Raw genomic sequence first — 16,364 nt, forward strand, 5'->3', positions numbered from 1 at the left:
ACTTCGGGCTCGTCGAGCTCGCCGTGCAGGGCGCCGCATCGTTGTGACGCCGGAGAGCAGGAGCGAAGTAGTATGCAGTCACCTGTTCGGTGTCCCCCTCGTCGAATTGCCCTTCGCGCTGACCACGGCGAACGAGGGCGGCGAACGCGTGCCAAAGCGTCTGTCGGTAGATCGATCCCGTGCTGAGACCCGACTCGTCAGCGGTCTTTCTACTGCAAAAGGTCCGGGCCGCCGGCGAAGAAATCTCCGCCGGCGGCCCGGACCTGCACGTCGTCAAGTATTCGGTCAGCTTCCGACGTAGGCAGCCAGGTGCTCGCCGGTCAGCGTGGAGCGTTCCGCGACGAGATCGGCCGGCGTGCCCTCGAAAACGATCCGTCCGCCGTCGTGGCCGGCGCCCGGGCCTAGGTCGATGAGCCAGTCTGCGTGTGCCATGACCGCCTGGTGGTGCTCGATCACGATGATCGATTTTCCGGACTCCACAAGGCGGTCGAGAAGGCCCAGCAGGTTCTGGACGTCGGCAAGGTGGAGTCCTGTGGTTGGTTCGTCGAGAACGTAGACATCGCCTTTTTCGGCCATCTGGGTGGCGAGCTTGACGCGCTGCCGCTCGCCGCCTGACAGCGTGGTGAGCGGCTGGCCAAGGGTGAGATAGCCGAGACCGACGTCCACGAGCCGGTCGAGGATCTTGTGGGCGGCAGGCGTACGCGCTTCACCTTCGCCGAAGAACCCTTCCGCCTCGGTCATCGACATGGCCAGCACCTCGGCGATGTTGCGGCCGCCCAGCTTGTATTCCAGGACGGACGCCTGGAACCTCTTGCCCTCGCAGTCCTCGCAGGTGGACTCCACGGTAGCCATAACACCCAGTTCGGTGAAGATGACGCCCGCGCCGTTGCAGGTGGGACAGGCGCCTTCCGAGTTGGAGCTGAACAGCGCCGGTTTGACCCCGTTGGCCTTCGCGAACGCTTTGCGGATCGGCTCAAGCAGCCCCGTGTACGTCGCCGGGTTGCTGCGCCGGGACCCCTTGATGGCACCCTGGTCGATCACCACCACACCGTCGCGGCCAGCCACCGAACCCTGGATCAGGGAACTTTTGCCCGAACCTGCCACACCCGTGACTACGCACAGCACGCCCAGCGGAACGTCGACGTCGACGTCCTTAAGGTTGTGCGCCGACGCGCCACGCACCTCGAGCGCGCCCGAGGGTGTACGCACCGAGTCCTTGACCCGGGCCCGATCGTCGAGGTGGCGGCCGGTGATGGTGTCGCTCCCCCGCAGCCCCTCGACGCTTCCCTCGAAGCACACCCTGCCGCCCTCGGTGCCGGCGCCGGGACCGAGGTCAACCACGTGGTCAGCGATGGCGATGGACTCAGGCTTGTGCTCGACGACGAGCACGGTGTTGCCTTTGTCGCGCAGCTGCAGCAGCAGCTGGTTCATCCGCTCGATGTCGTGCGGATGCAGGCCGATGGTCGGCTCGTCAAAGACGTAGGTGATGTCCGTGAGGGACGAGCCCAGATGCCGGATCATCTTGGTGCGCTGGGCCTCTCCCCCGGACAGGGTGCCGGCCGGACGGTCCAGCGAGAGGTAGCCAAGCCCGATTTCGGCGAACGAGTCGAGCAGGTGCCGCAGGCCTTTAAGGAGGGGCGCGACCGAGGGCTCGTCGAGCTCGCGGACCCACCCGGCCAGGTCGCTGATCTGCATCTCGCACAGATCGGCAATGTTCTTGCCCTTGATCCTCGAGGACCTGGCCTCGGGACTGAGCCGCGTGCCGTCGCACTCGGGACAGGCCTGGAACGTGATGGCGCGTTCTACGAAGGCCCGGATGTGGGGCTGCATCGCGTCGACGTCCTTGGAGAGCATCGATTTCTGGATCTTCGGGATCAGGCCCTCGTACGTAAGGTTGATGCCCTCCACCTTGATCTTGGTCGGCTCCTTGTAAAGAAGGTCGTTCAGTTCCTTCTTGGTGAACTTCGCGATCGGCTTGTCCATGTCGAACCCGGCGCCGCTGAAAATGCGGCCGTACCAGCCATCCATGCTGTAGCCGGGGACCGTCAGGGCACCCTCTCCAAGCGACTTGCTGTCATCGTAAAGCGCAGTGAGGTCAAAGTCGGAAACCGAGCCCATGCCCTCGCAGCGCGGACACATGCCGCCCAGGTACACGGCACCCTGCACCACACTCTTCTCGACGCGGCCGCCTGCTTTCTCGGTGCTCATCACCCCGCTGGCCTTACGCGTTGGGACATTGAAGGAGAATGCCGTGGGCGGCCCGACGTGCGGGCTGCCCAACCGGCTGAAGAGAATGCGTAGCATCGCGTTGGCGTCAGTGGCGGTGCCGACGGTGGAGCGCGGGTTGGCCCCCATCCGCTCCTGGTCGACGATGATCGCCGTCGTCAGCCCCTCGAGGAAGTCCACGTCGGGCCGTGCCAGGTTCGGCATAAAGCCCTGCACAAAAGCGCTGTAGGTTTCGTTGATCATCCGCTGCGACTCGGCGGCGATCGTGCTGAACACCAGCGAGCTCTTGCCGGATCCGGAGACGCCGGTGAACACCGTCAGCCGGCGCTTCGGGATCTCCAGGCTGATGTCCTTGAGGTTGTTCTCGCGGGCGCCCTGCACGCGGATCAGGTCGTGGCTGTCGGCGACGTGCTCCGCGTGCACCTGCGAGTCCGTCTGGGTGGCCATGCTCATCGTGTCTCCATCCGTTATTCGGGGGCCGCCTTCGTGGCATGCGCCGGCGTCGCCTGCCTAAATCTAACCAGCATTGTCTTAACAGCAAAGCTCACTGAGAATGAACCATGACGGTCTACATGAGGTCCCTGGAAACTGCTGTCCCGCCCACCGTTCTCATTCAGTCAGAAGCCCGCGATGTGTTCGCCGCCCAGCCGGGCCTTACCAGGCTGGGTTCCCGGCTGGTGAACACGTGTTTTGATTCCGCCGCCATTGACACCCGGTACACGGCTGTCACGGAACTCACCAAGGACAGCCGCGCGGAGAATCCGCAGTTCTTTGACCCGGACACCGGCCTGGTCCTGAGTCCCAGCACCAAGGTCCGTAATGACATCTTCGGCCGCGAAGCCACCAAGCTCTTCGTGGAATCCGCCAGGGCCGCCCTGGATGCCTGCCCCGGAATCGATGCATCCGACATCACCCACCTCGTGACTGTCTCGTGCACGGGTTTCTTCAACCCGGGGCCGGACTACAAAATCGTCCGCGCCCTCGGCCTGAATCCTGCCGTCCAGCGCTACCACCTTGGCTTTATGGGCTGTTACGCGGCTTTTCCGGCTCTGCGTGCCGCCAAGTCCTTCTGCGAGGCAGATCCCGACGCCGTGGTCCTGGTGGTCTGCGCGGAACTCTGCTCGCTCCACGTCCGGACCTCGAACGATCCCGACACGATCATGGGCTCGGCGTTGTTTGCCGACGGCGCGGCAGCGGCAGTCATTTCGGCCCGGGACATTCCGGACGGAAGCCCGCTGTTGCGGCTGGACCACTTCGAAACCGTGCTGACTCCCGTCGGTGAGGAATCCATGGCGTGGAACATCGGCGACGAAGGCTTCGAAATGGTGCTGGGAAACTATGTTCCGCACATCATTGACGACCACATCATCGGGGCGCTTGAACCCCTGCTTTCCCGCGATGAATCCTTGCGGGGACTCCCCTACCGGGATATCACCCACTGGGCCATCCACCCCGGCGGCCGGAGCATCCTTGACAAGGTGCAGTCCCGGCTCGAACTCACGGACGAGCAACTGGTGCCTGCCCGGGAAACCCTCCGCAACTTTGGCAACATGAGCAGCGCCACGGTGCTCTTTGTCCTCAAGCACATCGCCGGGCTCCCTCCGCAGGACGGCGATGAGCGGATCTGTTCGATGGCGTTCGGGCCCGGCCTGACAGTGGAAACGGCGATGTTCACCAAGGTGCGCGAACCTTTGACGGCAAGTTCGCCCGATGCAGCCGCCCAGGACGCGTCCGGCACACGGACTGAGCCGTCATTGATTTGATGGCCGGCCGGGGACTGCTGCGAGAGCGAGACACCCACGCGGTGGAGGAAATGGACCGTCCCGGCTGCGATCCCGCACGCTTGAACCGCACGTACTCGCAGTTTTCCGTGGTCAACAGGGCCGTGGCCGGATGGCGCGGAATCTACCGGGCACGCATCAGGCCGGTCCTGTCCGCCACCACGGTCACAACGCTGCTGGACATCGGGTGCGGCGGCGGGGACGTGCCTGTCCTGCTGGCGGCGTGGGCGGCCCGCGACCGGAGGAAGCTGGAGATCACAGCCATTGATCCGGACCGGCGCGCCTTCGACTTCGCCTTGCGCCGCGGGCGCGTCGACGGGGTGACGTTCCGGCAGGCGTCCACGGCGGAACTGGTCGACGAAGGGAAACTCTACGACGTCGTCGTGTCCAATCACGTCCTGCACCATCTGGGCACGGCCGAACTGCCGCAATTCCTCACTGAATCGGCGCTGCTGTCCCGCGGCACCGTCATCCACAACGACATCCGCCGCAGCCCCGCGGCCTACGCCCTGTTTTATGCGGTTTCGTGGCCGTTCCCCGGTTCCTACATCAGGGAGGACGGGCTGACTTCGATCCGCCGGAGCTACACAGCTGCCGAACTCCAGGCCGCCGCTCCCCCCGGCTGGTCGGTGCTGTCCCGTCCGCCCTTCCGCAACCTCCTGACATGCAACTCCCCGGCACCCAACGGGAACGCACGCGGTGATTGACGTCGTCGTGGTGGGCGGCGGACCGGTGGGACTGTACCTGGCAGCCCTTCTGCTGCAACACGGAGTGTCAGTCCGCATCCTGGAGCGGCGCGCCGGGCCAAACACCCACTCCCGTGCCATCGGCATCCATCCCCCGTCACTGGAGGCACTCGACGGCATTGGCGTCGCGTCCGGACTGGTGTCGGAGGGCGTGCAGATCCGTCGCGGCGTTGCCATCGGGGGCGGCGTGGAAGTGGCCGGGATGTCCTTCCACACCGTGTCGAGCCGCTACCCGTTCGTATTGTCGGTACCGCAGGCACGAACGGAAGCGGCCCTGGAACGGCGAGTCAGGGAGCTGGATGGCGGATCGCTGCTGCGCGGAGCTACCGTGACGGGACTGCACGACGACGGCGCGAGGGTTGCGGTGGACGTCGTCACCGCAAACGGCGAATCCCGGATTCACGCCTCCCTGGCCGTTGCCGCGGACGGTGTCCGCTCCACAGTCCGGCAGCTGCTGGCCGCCCCGATGCGGGTCAAGGGCTACCCGGACAGCTATGTCATGGGCGATTTCGCTGACAGCACCGCGTTCGGTCCGGACGCGGCGCTGTTCCTGGAGCACGCCGGAATCGTGGAGTCCTTTCCGCTGCCCGGAGGTGTGCGGCGCTGGGTGGCGAGAACGCGCGGAGCCGGCGCGGACGTGCCCGATGCCCGGTCCCTGACCGGGATCGTGCGGGAACGGACCGGAGTCTCCGTCGACGCCGGCACCAATTCGATGCTGAGCAGCTTCGGCGTCCGCTCACGCCTGGTGACACGAATGATCCACGGACGAACAGCGCTCGTCGGTGATGCCGCCCATGAAATCAGCCCCATCGGCGGCCAGGGAATGAACCTGGGCTGGCTGGACGCTGCTGTACTGGCGCCGCTGCTCCTCAGCCGGCTGGCGCACACGGACGTGGCACGGGAACTGCAGTGCTTTGAACGTCAACGGCTCCAGGCGGCCGCGAGGGCTGTGCGGCAGTCCGAAATCAACATGATGCTTGGCCGGCCGCTGCCCCGTCCACTGTGGCATGCCCGGAACCGGCTGATCCGGTATGCGGCAAGCGTGCCTGCCATCAATTCACGCGCCGCCGCCCGCTTCACGATGCACTAGCGAAGTTCGCTGGTACAGGACTACTCCGCTCCTGTCTGTTCCGCATCGGCGTCACTGTTGAAGTAGCAGTCGTAACTGTCCTGGCTGGTGATCCGGCCGTCCCGGACCTCAAAGACCGAGGTGGTCCGTGCCCGGATGGTTTCGCCCGCATCCCAGTACCGGAGGTCCATCAACAGCGTGGCCGACCAGTCCGCTTCCAACACCACGCGGCTCTCCTCGCAGGTGGTCCGCCGAACGTCGAAACGCTGGCCGGACACCACCCGGCGGGTCTGGTCGGCGCTGGCCAGGACCTGGTCGCGGCTGCGGGTGGAGCCTTTGGGCGCAAGAAGGTGCGGCGCTTCGACGAGAGTGAAATCGTCCGCGAGGAAGGTGCCCACCTCCGCTGCGCCGCCTCCGGCCTCAATGGCTCGTACAAATCCAAGGACACAGTTGAGGGGCGTCTGTTCAGTCATGCAACGAGGGTAGCCCATTGCCCGGCGACGCCGCGGAGCCAGGCCCTTAGACTGCTGGCATGAGCGGCGTCCTGCAGGCGCGACGACGGCGGCACGCGGCCGCCGTTGTCGTTCTGGCTGTCCTGATGACCGCTCCGGCCGTGCAGGGCTGCAGTCCGGGAACTCCGGACCCCGCGCCTCAGGGGCCGGGGAACTCTGCCGCCCCTGAACCGGCGTCAACGGCGCCTGCGCCACGCGGGCCCCTGACAGCCGGGCTCAACCAGTTCAGGGACAACTACGGCACGCAGATCATCGAGATCCAGCTCAGCAACGCACTGTCCGAGCCCGTGACCGTTCTTGGCGCCGAACTGTCGAGCACTCTGTTCCCCGCGGGGGCAGCCTGGCACGCCGGCCCGGAGGGAACGGAAGTGCCGCCGGGCCAAACCAAGAGCCTGCCGGCCAGGCTCCCCGGGCCCTCCTGCACTGGTCCTGTCCGGGACGCCGGCGCCCGCACGGTGCCGGCCGAGGCGACAGTCTCCGTCCGGCAGGGATCCACGACCAGCACAGTGCATCTGGCGGCTGCGGACCCCTTCGGCGTCCTCGCACGGAACCATGAAGAGCTGTGCCTTGCCCGGGACGCCGGGAACGTGGCTGCATTCGGCCTGGCACCGGAGCTGGAGGTTGCGGCGGACGCCCGTACCGCCGTCGTACGCCTGACGGTCACCCCAAACGAAGCCGGAACCGGACCAATCCGCGAACTGACCATTGAACGCATCGATGGGACTACCCTCCTGGCCGCACTGCCTGACAGCCCGTGGCCGGCCGGCGTTACGGTTGCTGCCGGCACGGGTCCGGCAGAGTTCCACCTCCGGATCCGTCCCGCCCGCTGCGACCCCCATGCGGTCGCGGAGGACAAGGTGGGAACCCTCCTGCCCCTGGTCGTGACCGTAGGCGGTCGGGAAGGCATCCTCAAAGTTGCCGCCGGCCCCGCACTCAAAGGCCGGATCCACGACTTCGTCACCGCGGCCTGCGGGGCGCACTAGGCTTTTCCCATGCTTCATGTCGCGAACCCCACGCCGTTCAGCACCGCCCGGATCCACGAGACGGTTCAGGAAATCCTGGCCGCCGGCGTTCTTCCGCCCATCGTCCAGGCCGGCCACCCCGTGCTGCGGCAGCAGGCTGCCGTCTTTGACGGCCAGCTGGACAGCGCTGAACTCGCGGCGCTGATCGCCCTGATGCGTGAGGTGATGCATGACGCGCCGGGGGTCGGCCTGGCGGCTCCGCAGCTGGGCATCCCCCTGCAGCTCGCGGTCCTCGAAGACCAGTACGACGTCGACGCCGAAACTTCCGCTGTCCGCGGCCGGTTACCGCTGGAGTTCCTTGCCGTTGTCAACCCGTCGTACCGCGCCGTGGGCAACGGCAGTGCGGCGTTCTATGAGGGCTGCCTCTCCCTCCAGGGGCTGCAGGCCGTGGTGTCGCGGCACGAGTCCGTGCGGCTCGAATTCACGGACCCGTCCGGAAGTGCCCGGCAGCAGGATTTCTCCGGCTGGCAGGCACGGATCGTGCAGCACGAGACCGACCACCTGCAGGGAATCCTTTACATCGACCGGGCTGAACTGCGCTCGCTCAGCAACAACGCCGAATACGGTGCCCGTTGGGCCCATCCGGATATCGACCTGGCCCGGCAGGAGTTGGGGTTCCTGCCGGGCGCCCCTACGGACTAGCCAGACAGCCTAGGCGGTCGGCCCGGCGGCGGCCTCCCGAGGATTGGCCTTGGTGGGCAGGTAGCGGGCCCACCAGCGCAGGATTTCCTCGAACCGCTGTTTCCGGTGGTGCGGGGTGCCCGACCGGGAAAGCTCGTGGTTTTCGCCCGGGAACACGAGGAAGGCGGCGTCCACACCCTGCTGCTTCAGCGCGGTGAAGTAGCGCTGGCCCTGTTCCACCGGGCAGCGGAGGTCCTCTTCGCTGTGGATGACCAGCGAGGGCGTGCGCACGTTCCGGACGGTGGCCATGGGGCTTTGGGCGGCCATCTGCTCGGCTGAGCTGCCGGTGTACTCGCCGCCGAAGAACCAGCCGATGTCCGAGGAGCCAATAAAACTGACCGGATCCAGGAAACCCCGCTCCACGATGGCGGCCTTGAAACGGTGATCCTGGCTGATGGTCCACGCCGTGAGGTAGCCGCCGTAGGAGCCTCCCATAATCCCGAGGGCACCGCCGTCGAGCTCCTGGAACTTTGCCAGGGCGCCGTCGAGGAAGGCCAGCACGTCCTGCATGTCCACGGTGCCCATTTTCTCCTTGATGGAGCGCCCGTGGGCCTGCCCGTACCCGGCGGAACCCCGGGGGTTGCACATGAGCACCGCGTAGCCGGCAGCGGCGTAGACCTGTGCCTCGTCGAACAGTGCCGCGGTGTACTGCGAGAAGGGTCCGCCGTGGATGTTCAGCAGGACGGGGTGCGGCCCCTTCCCGGGCGGCAGCACCAGCCAGCCGTGGACCGGATAACCGTCCGCCGAATCGAAGGTCAGCTCCTGCGGCTCGATGATCTCGGCTTGAAGCCGGAGTTGCGCGGAGTAATCCGTCAACAGCCTCAGCTGGCCGTCCTCCAGCACGGCGACGTCCCCGGCGGTGGCTGCATCTGAGAAACTGACGACGATTGAGCCGCCTGCCGATGCGGCACCGGTGACGACGCGGTCTCCGTGAACCAGCAGCGAGTGGTTCCCCGTAGCTCCAAACTCGAGCAGCTCCACCGTGCCCTGCGCGTTGTTCAGCAACAGCACTGAATCGGGGCCGCGCAGCTCCAGGCCGGCCGCGGTGCCGGAAACGTCCATGGTTTCCACGTCGCTCAGGGCAGTGGCGGCGCCACCGTCCGCGGGCATGACGTAGAGGGCGGTGTTCCGTGCCACGAAGTCCTGGCCTGAATCGCCAAGCTCCTGGGCCGTGAAGAAGAGCCACTTCCCGTTCCTGGACTGGCGTGCCGCCCCGACCGTCTGGCGGCCGCAGTTGGCAGCCTTGACAGGTTCGGGCTCCCCGCCGGAGACGGCCACGCGGTACACGCCGGTCTCAAGGTCCAGGTCGCTGCCGTCATGAAGCGCGGCGACGAAGTACACGAATTGTCCGTCCACGCTGAACGATTCACCGCTGTGGTCCGTGGCTGCGGATGTGAGCTGCCTCGCCGATGGGAGCATGGCCTCGGCCGCCAGCGCGTCGGTGTCGGTTTCTGCCGCCGCACTGTCCGCGGCGGTCCTGAGGGCTTTTAGTGCGCGGCCCGCGGGCGCCACGTGCGGTTCGTCATCCAGTTCGGGGACATCCACGGTGTAGAGCTGGAGGGGCTTGTCGGCCGTATACCCGACGCCGTTCATCCTGTATTGGTAGTCCGTGATGAGCCTCGCATCTTCAGCCCCGGCGGACACGCCATCCAGCGTTCCGTACCGGCCGTCGTCGGGCGTTCTGGCACCGAAGACGATGCGGTGCGAATCGGGAGACCAGGCAAAGGACGAGACTCCGAGTTTGGCGTTGGTCAGGACCTGCGGTTCGCCGCCGGCTGCCTCCACAACGTGAAGCTGCGGCTTGCCGTCAGCAGTTGCGCGGAGAAAAGCCAGCACCAGCCCGTCCGGCGAGAATGCCGGGGACGTGTCGCGGAATCCGCGGGTCAGCCGGCGTGGCAGCTTCTCGGGGTCCAGCGGCACGGTCCACAACTGGCCCACGTACGTGTCGGCATCGAAGTCAGGACGGATGACCGAGACCACCGCCCGGCTACCGTCCGGGTGGACGGCCGGGGCGGAAACGGACTTCAGCAGGGGCAGATGTTCTGGTTTCACGCTTGTGAGCCTAACGGCTCGCGCATGGCCTGTGAAATAACTCACTCCTTCCCGGGTGGCCACAGGGAACCTTCAACGGAAGGGTGGCCGCCGTGCCGGCCCTAGGATTGTCTCCATGCTTCCCGACGCCCTCCGCTTACTGCTGTGCCCCGTCTGCCGGAACGGCCTGATGCCGGGCGGCGACCACCGGCTGGCTTGTCCCAGCGGCCACAGCTTTGACGCCGCCCGGCAGGGCTACTTCAATTTCCTGGTGGGCAAGGGAACCGTCTTCGAAGCCGATACCGCGGCCATGGTGGCTGCCCGCTTCGATTTCCTTTCCCGGGGGCACTACCAGCCCCTGGCCGACACAGTCGCCGAACTGGCAACGCCCGCACTCGTGGGGCCGGAGGCCGCGGTACTCGACGCCGGAACGGGAACCGGACACTACCTGAAGAGGCTTCTGGCAGCCGCTCCTGCGTCCGCCATCGGACTGGACATTTCCAAGTTCGCGCTGCGCCGAGCGGCCCGGATGAACCCCGACGCCGTCAACCTGGTCAGCGACGTCTGGCAGCCGCTTCCCGTCAAGGACGACGCCGTCGACGTCGTCACGGTGGTCTTCGCGCCAAGGAATGCAGCGGAGTTCGCCAGGGTACTCCGTCCCGCAGGGCGGCTGGTAGTAGTGACCCCGCGCTCGGGGCACCTTGCGGAGGTGGCGGGGAAGACCGGCATGCTCGGCATCGAGCCTGCCAAGGAGGAGCGTCTGGCCGCTTCCCTCGACGCGCACTTCGAGCAACACTCAGTCCGGGAACTGGACCTGGCGCTTGGGCTTGAGCCCGCCGACGTCGGCAACCTGGCCCTGATGGGGCCCGCAGGCCACCACTTGGACCGTTCCGCGCTGGAGGCCATCATCGCCGGACTGCCGCCGGTCACGAAGGTCTCGGCGCGGTTCCGAATCAGCGTGTTTGAACCCCGGAAGCAGCCGTCCGCATAACGACTTGGCTACTTTCGGAACGTGCCTGACAGCCCCCTCCTACGTCCCGCAGCTTCGGTCTAGGATGGAAGGACAGTTACTGAGGGCCTGCTGCCGCAGCTCCGGGGACGAAGGGGGAACGCATGTTTGAATGGCTTGGCGAGAACTGGTGGGCATTGTGGCTCACCGTATTCCTGGCGTTTGCAGTGGTGGAGATGCTGACGCTGGACCTCTTTTTCATCATGCTCGGAGGCGGGGCGCTGGCTGGGTTGCTGGCTGATTTCGCCGGCGCCGATTTTTGGCTGCAGATCGTGGTCTTCTGTGTGGTTTCCCTCCTGATGGTTGTCTTCGTCCGACCCGTTGCGCTGAAGCACCTGAAGAAGGGCCCCGCGGAACAGCGGACCAACATCGACCGCCTGATCGGCGAATCCGCACTTGTCATGGAGACCGTCAGCACATCCTCCGGCCTGGTCAAGATCGGCGGTGACGTCTGGAGCGCCCGCTCGGAGCAGGGAGTGCTGAACGCCGGACAGCGCGTGGTGGTTTCGGCCATCGAAGGGGCAACCGCCGTCGTGGCGCCACAGCCCGAAACAGCCGTCCAGTAGGTCTGGTAACAGGAAATTTTCCGGCAGCCGCCACCGGCGCCGGGCTCGCGGCGGGACACCGGCGCAAAACATAGCAAGACCACATAACTGGGGAATAGGTGATGTATGGATATCGCAGTCGCAATAGTGCTGCTGGTTCTCGTTGCGTTCGTAATAATCGTGCTGGTGCGCTCGGTGCGGATTGTGCCGCAGGCCCGTGCCGGCGTCGTGGAGCGGCTCGGGAAGTACCAGCGGACGCTGTTGCCCGGCCTCACCATCCTGATCCCGTTCGTTGACCGGCTCCTGCCGCTCCTGGACCTTCGCGAACAGGTGGTCTCATTCCCGCCGCAGCCCGTCATCACCGAGGACAACCTCGTCGTCTCGATCGACACGGTGGTCTACTTCCAGGTCACGGACGCGAGGGCAGCCACCTACGAGATTGCCAACTACATCCAGGCAGTCGAACAGCTCACCACCACCACGCTCCGAAACGTCGTCGGCGGGCTGAACCTCGAAGAGGCACTGACCTCGCGCGACCAGATCAACGGCCAGCTCCGCGGTGTCCTGGACGAAGCAACGGGCCGCTGGGGCATCCGCGTCTCCCGAGTGGAACTGAAGGCCATCGATCCGCCCCACTCCATCCAGGACTCGATGGAGAAGCAGATGCGGGCAGAGCGCGACCGTCGCGCGGCCATCCTCACCGCCGAGGGCACCAAGCAGTCGGCCATCCTCACCGCGGAAGGACAGCGTCAGTCCTCGATCCTCAAAGCCGAAGGTGATGCCAAGGCAGCCATTCTCCGCGCTGACGGTGAAGCACAGGCAATCCAGAAGGTGTTCGACGCAATCCACAAGGGCAACCCGGACCAGAAACTCCTGGCGTACCAGTACCTGCAGACACTCCCCAAGCTGGCGGAAGGCTCCTCAAACAAGCTCTGGATCATTCCGAGCGAGGTCGGCGAGGCCCTGAAGGGCATCGGCAACGCCCTCGGCGGAACCAACCCGGATCCCCGCACGGGTGGTCTGTTCGACACCGACAAGGACTCCAAGCCGGAGGACGCCCGGCCGAACGACTCGAAGCAGCCGCTGTAGGTTTGCCCCTCTGGGCGACAGGCAGGGGAGGTATCCGCTTTGCGGATGCCTCCCCTGCTTTTTTGCGGTTTAGCCTCCGGCTTTACGTGCCGGGAAACTAGCCGGTATAATAGGATATTTGTCCGGCTGGTTCATACCGGCTGGAACATTAAGCCTTGGCAAAGCGTTGCATCTATTGATGCGGTGCAGTGCAATCAGTAGTCCGTGGCGTGAGCTGCCCCGGCTAGCGCGGAGCCTGACTCCGCGAACCGACCAAAGGGAGAAATCATGAGCGATCGCAGCCTCCGGGGCATGCGTCTTGGCGCACAGAGCATGGAGACCGAATCCGGCGTTGAGCCGGCTCCACGCCAGCGGGTTGAGTACCGTTGCGAGGACGGCGAGCAGGTCTTCGTTACCTTCTCCTCCGAAGCCGAGATTCCCCCTGTGTGGGTTTCGAAGACCGGCAAGGAAGCCTTGCTTGTTGACGGCGAACGCCCCATCAACAGCAACGAGAAAGCAGTGCGCACGCACTGGGACATGCTCCTGGAACGCCGCTCACTGCCTGAGCTCGAACAGATCCTCGAAGACCGTCTGACCATCCTGCGCGAACGGCGCGGCGAACGGCGCTCGGCTTAGTCCGGAACGCGCCGGCGGCACGTTCCGGCCTGAAGGCCTCGTGCAAGTCCGACATGCAAAGGCCGGGCCCGTAACCTCGATTCGAGGTTACGGGCCCGGCCTTTGCAGTCTCCGGCGACGGGCGCCTGTGCGCAGTGTGGGTGAGCGACGCCGCTCACCGGCCCCGCTTTCCTAGGACGCGGCTGAGCCCCGGCCCGTGAGCTTGTTCCAGCGGGCCGTGAGTCCCCACTTGGTCACATTGATCATGGCTTCGACGACGATGTTGCCGCTCATTTTGGAGGCGCCGAGTTCGCGCTCCACGAAGGTGATGGGGCGTTCCACAATCTTCAGGCCCATTTTGGCCACGCGCCAGGCGAGGTCCACCTGGAATCCGTAGCCCACGGAGTCCACCTGGTCGAGGTTGATCTTCTCCAGGGTGGTGCGGCGGAAGGCCCGGTAGCCGCCGGTGACGTCCTTGATCGGTACGCCCAGCATGATCCGGGCGTAGGTGCTTCCGATCCGTGAGATTGCCTGCCGGTACAAAGGCCAGTTGACCACGCTGCCGCCGGGAACCCAGCGGGAACCCATGGCGAGGTCTGCGCCCTCTTCAACGGCATCCAGGAGCTGCTGCAGCTGCTCGGGCTTGTGTGAACCGTCGGCATCCATTTCCACCAGGACGTCGTATCCGGCTTCCAGGCCCCACTTGAATCCGGCGATGTAGGCGGCTCCCAGTCCGGCCTTGCCTTCGCGGTGGAGTACGTGGACCTGGCTGTCCTGCGCAGCGATGCCGTCCGCCAGCTGTCCGGTGCCGTCCGGGCTGTTGTCGTCCACCACCAGCACATCGGAAGCCGGGACGGCTGCACGCAGGCGCGCGAGTGTCTTGGGCAACGATTCGAGCTCGTTGTAGGTGGGGATGATGGTGAGGACACGCACAGCGAGGCCCTTTCCTTGATGGGAGCGGTCAACGCGCCAGGAAGCTGAGCATAAGTGCCGGCTTTAAGGCGCAAGTCACCATTATAGGGAGTTCGGACCGTCCGGGCGCGTCACACGGGCCGTCCGCGGGCAGGTCCACGCGCCTCGGGCCAGTTTCAGCCGGATGCGATGTGCACCGGCGGAACTGTTTTCTGCTGCGAAGTGGACCTGCCCCTGGGACTGCCACGGTCTGGCCCGCCAGCAGGGCCGGGCTGGGACTCCTGCTGGAGGGTGACGTAGCCAGACGGAGTCCCTGTGTATGTGGATTCCGTCCGTTGCCACAATGCTACGGACAGCCTCAACCGTGTCAACCCGCGTTTGACGTGCGGTTTTAGCCATTACCGCAGGTCAGGAGCATACGGCGCGCCGGTGGTTTTATGGTCTATGACCGCAGGGAGCCGTTTGTGAACAGCTCCTGGCCGTCGCGTACAGTCTGCAGGCACACAGGATCGCTTCCGGTGTCCAGCGCCGGGAGCAGGGGCGTGCGGGCCCGGGGATCCGTGCTCCAGGACTGCACCCGTCCGTCGGCAACCTGCACCATGAGTTCCTCCACCTCCCAGACCGCGAAGCTGGCGGGTGCGCCCGGGACCAGCTGGCCCGCCATCGGGTTGCTGTATTTGGCTGCCCGCCAACCGGCCCTCGTGTGGCCCAGGAACGCGGCACGCGCCGAGATGCGCTGGTCCGGGTTGCTGTGCTCGAGGCAGGCACGCACGCTTGCCCATGGGCTCAGCGGTGTGACGGGGCTGTCGCTGCCAAAGCAAATGGGGACGCCGGCGGCGTAGAAGGAAGCGAAGGCGTTCATTGCCCGCTCCCGGTGCCCCAGCCGCTCCTGGTAGAGGCGCCCCGGCCCGCCCCAGGCGGCGTCGAATCCCGGCTGCACACTGACTGTCACAGAGTACTTCGCCAGCCGGCCGATTGCGTCGGCATCGGCCAATTCAACATGCTCGAACCGGTGGCCGGCTGCCCGAACCCGCTGCTCCCCCACTTCCGCCGCTGCCAGGTCCAGCGCATCCAGCGCGGCGTCGAGGCCGGCGTCGCCGATGACGTGGAACCCGGCCTGGATCCCCAGCAGTGAACACGCCGCCAAATGGGCTGCCGCTTCGTCAACGGACAGGTAAAGGCTGCCGCGCTCCCCCGGGGCGTCGCTGTAATCGTCCCTCAGGGCGGCGGTGCGGGAGCCTACGGATCCGTCAATGTTCAGGTCGCCGGCAAGGCCGCGCACGCTGACTCCCAGGCCATCGAGGATGCCCCGTGCATCCTCCGCGGAGCCGGCCAGCTGGCCCCAGTACGGAAGGACCTCAGGCACGATGTCCCCCGAAGAGTCCTGGCTGTTCCAGCCTGCTGCGATCCGCAGGTCTGCAGTGCTGCCGATATGCGGTGCTGCCATTTCCGCCACGGCCACGTATCCGTTTGCGGCCGCTTCGGCCAGGGCGCGGCCCTGGCAGTTTCGCAGCACGCTGTCCGGCAGCTGCCTCGCCGCAAGCCGTGCCGACGTGTGTGCATGGCGTTTGACCTGACTGCCGGAAGAGAAGCCGTCCTGGCCCGCCAAGGCGGCCGCATCGGCCAGGGAGGTCGATACGAGGGCGGAGTGGGCGTCCACGCGCGAAAGGTACACCCGCCGGCCGCCCGCTGCACGTTCCAGTTCCTCACGGCTGGGCAGGGCCTGGTCATCCCAGCCGCTCTCGTCCCAGCCATGGCCCAGGACGGTGGCATCAGCGGGCGAACCCGCTACGGAGGCGGCTACGGCGTCCAGGATTCCGGCCGCTGAACGCACGCCGCCCAGCTGCAGCGAGTCCAAGGCGATGCCCGTTTCGGTCAGGTGAACATGCGAATCAACAAAACCCGGGGCCAGCAGGGCGCCGTGCAGGTCAATGACGTCCATGGATGCATCGGCGATTGACGTTGCCGCCTGCTCTGAACCGACCCAGGCCACGGTATCCCCGTCCACCAGCATGGCGGTGGCAAAAGGGTCGGCAGCGGTATAGACGGAACCGTTGCGGTACAGCGTCACTTTGCGTTCTCCGGCCGGCAGGTCCGCCCGTGCGTCAGTCATGTTGTGTGGTGCTCCTAAGCAGCCTTGAAGGTTA

General features: G+C 66.0%; 14 protein-coding genes. 9 read left to right on the forward strand and 5 right to left on the reverse strand.

Translation table 11 applies throughout. The annotated features are described in order from the left end of the window. Positions 1-285 precede the first annotated feature (285 nt). On the reverse strand, positions 286-2,679 hold the full coding sequence (locus J2S97_RS04420) for an excinuclease ABC subunit UvrA (RefSeq protein WP_307046980.1): 2,394 nt from the start codon (positions 2,677-2,679) through the stop codon (positions 286-288). 107 nt (positions 2,680-2,786) lie between these two features. Here J2S97_RS04420 and J2S97_RS04425 point away from each other — a divergent pair, with 107 nt between their 5' ends. From J2S97_RS04425 to J2S97_RS04435, 3 genes are read left to right on the forward strand one after another with little or no spacing between them, the layout of a single operon-like run. Beyond that, entirely contained in the window at positions 2,787-3,989 is a 1,203-nt protein-coding gene (locus J2S97_RS04425; protein ID WP_307046982.1) for a type III polyketide synthase, read from the forward strand. Positions 3,990-4,039: 50 nt separating this feature from the next. Then, positions 4,040-4,714, forward strand: coding sequence for a class I SAM-dependent methyltransferase (locus tag J2S97_RS04430; protein WP_373460495.1), 675 nt, complete (start codon positions 4,040-4,042; stop codon positions 4,712-4,714). Further along, complete coding sequence (locus tag J2S97_RS04435; RefSeq protein ID WP_307046986.1) at positions 4,707-5,843, forward strand: FAD-dependent oxidoreductase; 1,137 nt, start codon at positions 4,707-4,709, stop codon at positions 5,841-5,843. Before J2S97_RS04430 ends, J2S97_RS04435 begins: the two co-directional genes overlap by 8 nt. A 20-nt stretch (positions 5,844-5,863) precedes the next feature. Here the strand turns inward: J2S97_RS04435 and J2S97_RS04440 are convergent, their stop codons facing one another. Further along, positions 5,864-6,295: a nuclear transport factor 2 family protein gene (locus J2S97_RS04440; RefSeq protein ID WP_307046988.1), complete on the reverse strand. Its 432-nt coding sequence runs from the start codon at positions 6,293-6,295 to the stop codon at positions 5,864-5,866. A 59-nt stretch (positions 6,296-6,354) separates the two neighbouring features. Between J2S97_RS04440 and J2S97_RS04445 the strand changes: the two genes are divergently transcribed. After that, complete coding sequence (locus tag J2S97_RS04445) at positions 6,355-7,317, forward strand: hypothetical protein (protein WP_307046990.1); 963 nt, start codon at positions 6,355-6,357, stop codon at positions 7,315-7,317. Positions 7,318-7,326: 9 nt separating this feature from the next. Continuing rightward, the gene (locus J2S97_RS04450) at positions 7,327-7,998 is read left to right on the forward strand and encodes a peptide deformylase (protein WP_307046992.1); all 672 of its coding nucleotides are present in this window, start codon (positions 7,327-7,329) and stop codon (positions 7,996-7,998) included. A gap of 9 nt (positions 7,999-8,007) precedes the next feature. Here the strand turns inward: J2S97_RS04450 and J2S97_RS04455 are convergent, their stop codons facing one another. Next, entirely contained in the window at positions 8,008-10,089 is a 2,082-nt protein-coding gene (locus tag J2S97_RS04455; RefSeq protein WP_307046994.1) for a S9 family peptidase, read from the reverse strand. Between the two features lie 115 nt (positions 10,090-10,204). Here J2S97_RS04455 and J2S97_RS04460 point away from each other — a divergent pair, with 115 nt between their 5' ends. The 4 genes from J2S97_RS04460 to J2S97_RS04475 all read left to right on the forward strand — a co-directional run bounded on the left by J2S97_RS04460 (position 10,205) and on the right by J2S97_RS04475 (position 13,326). Then, a complete protein-coding gene (locus J2S97_RS04460; protein WP_307046996.1) occupies positions 10,205-11,059 on the forward strand; it encodes a methyltransferase domain-containing protein in 855 nt (284 codons plus the stop codon). A gap of 122 nt (positions 11,060-11,181) precedes the next feature. Next, complete coding sequence (locus J2S97_RS04465) at positions 11,182-11,643, forward strand: NfeD family protein (protein ID WP_104174289.1); 462 nt, start codon at positions 11,182-11,184, stop codon at positions 11,641-11,643. Between the two features lie 105 nt (positions 11,644-11,748). Continuing rightward, positions 11,749-12,711: an SPFH domain-containing protein gene (locus J2S97_RS04470; protein WP_307046999.1), complete on the forward strand. Its 963-nt coding sequence runs from the start codon at positions 11,749-11,751 to the stop codon at positions 12,709-12,711. A 267-nt stretch (positions 12,712-12,978) separates the two neighbouring features. Next, entirely contained in the window at positions 12,979-13,326 is a 348-nt protein-coding gene (locus tag J2S97_RS04475; protein ID WP_011692034.1) for an RNA polymerase-binding protein RbpA, read from the forward strand. 171 nt (positions 13,327-13,497) lie between these two features. On the opposite strand, the gene J2S97_RS04480 is transcribed toward J2S97_RS04475, so the two are convergent. Continuing rightward, positions 13,498-14,238, reverse strand: a complete 741-nt coding sequence (locus J2S97_RS04480) for a polyprenol monophosphomannose synthase (RefSeq protein ID WP_307047002.1) — start codon at positions 14,236-14,238, stop codon at positions 13,498-13,500. A 421-nt stretch (positions 14,239-14,659) separates the two neighbouring features. After that, positions 14,660-16,330 carry an amidohydrolase gene (locus J2S97_RS04485; protein WP_307047004.1) on the reverse strand — a complete coding sequence of 557 codons (1,671 nt, stop codon included), beginning with the start codon at positions 16,328-16,330 and terminating at the stop codon, positions 14,660-14,662. Positions 16,331-16,364: the final 34 nt, after the last annotated feature.

The organism is Arthrobacter oryzae (genome assembly GCF_030812315.1).
Lineage (GTDB): Bacteria > Actinomycetota > Actinomycetes > Actinomycetales > Micrococcaceae > Arthrobacter > Arthrobacter oryzae_B.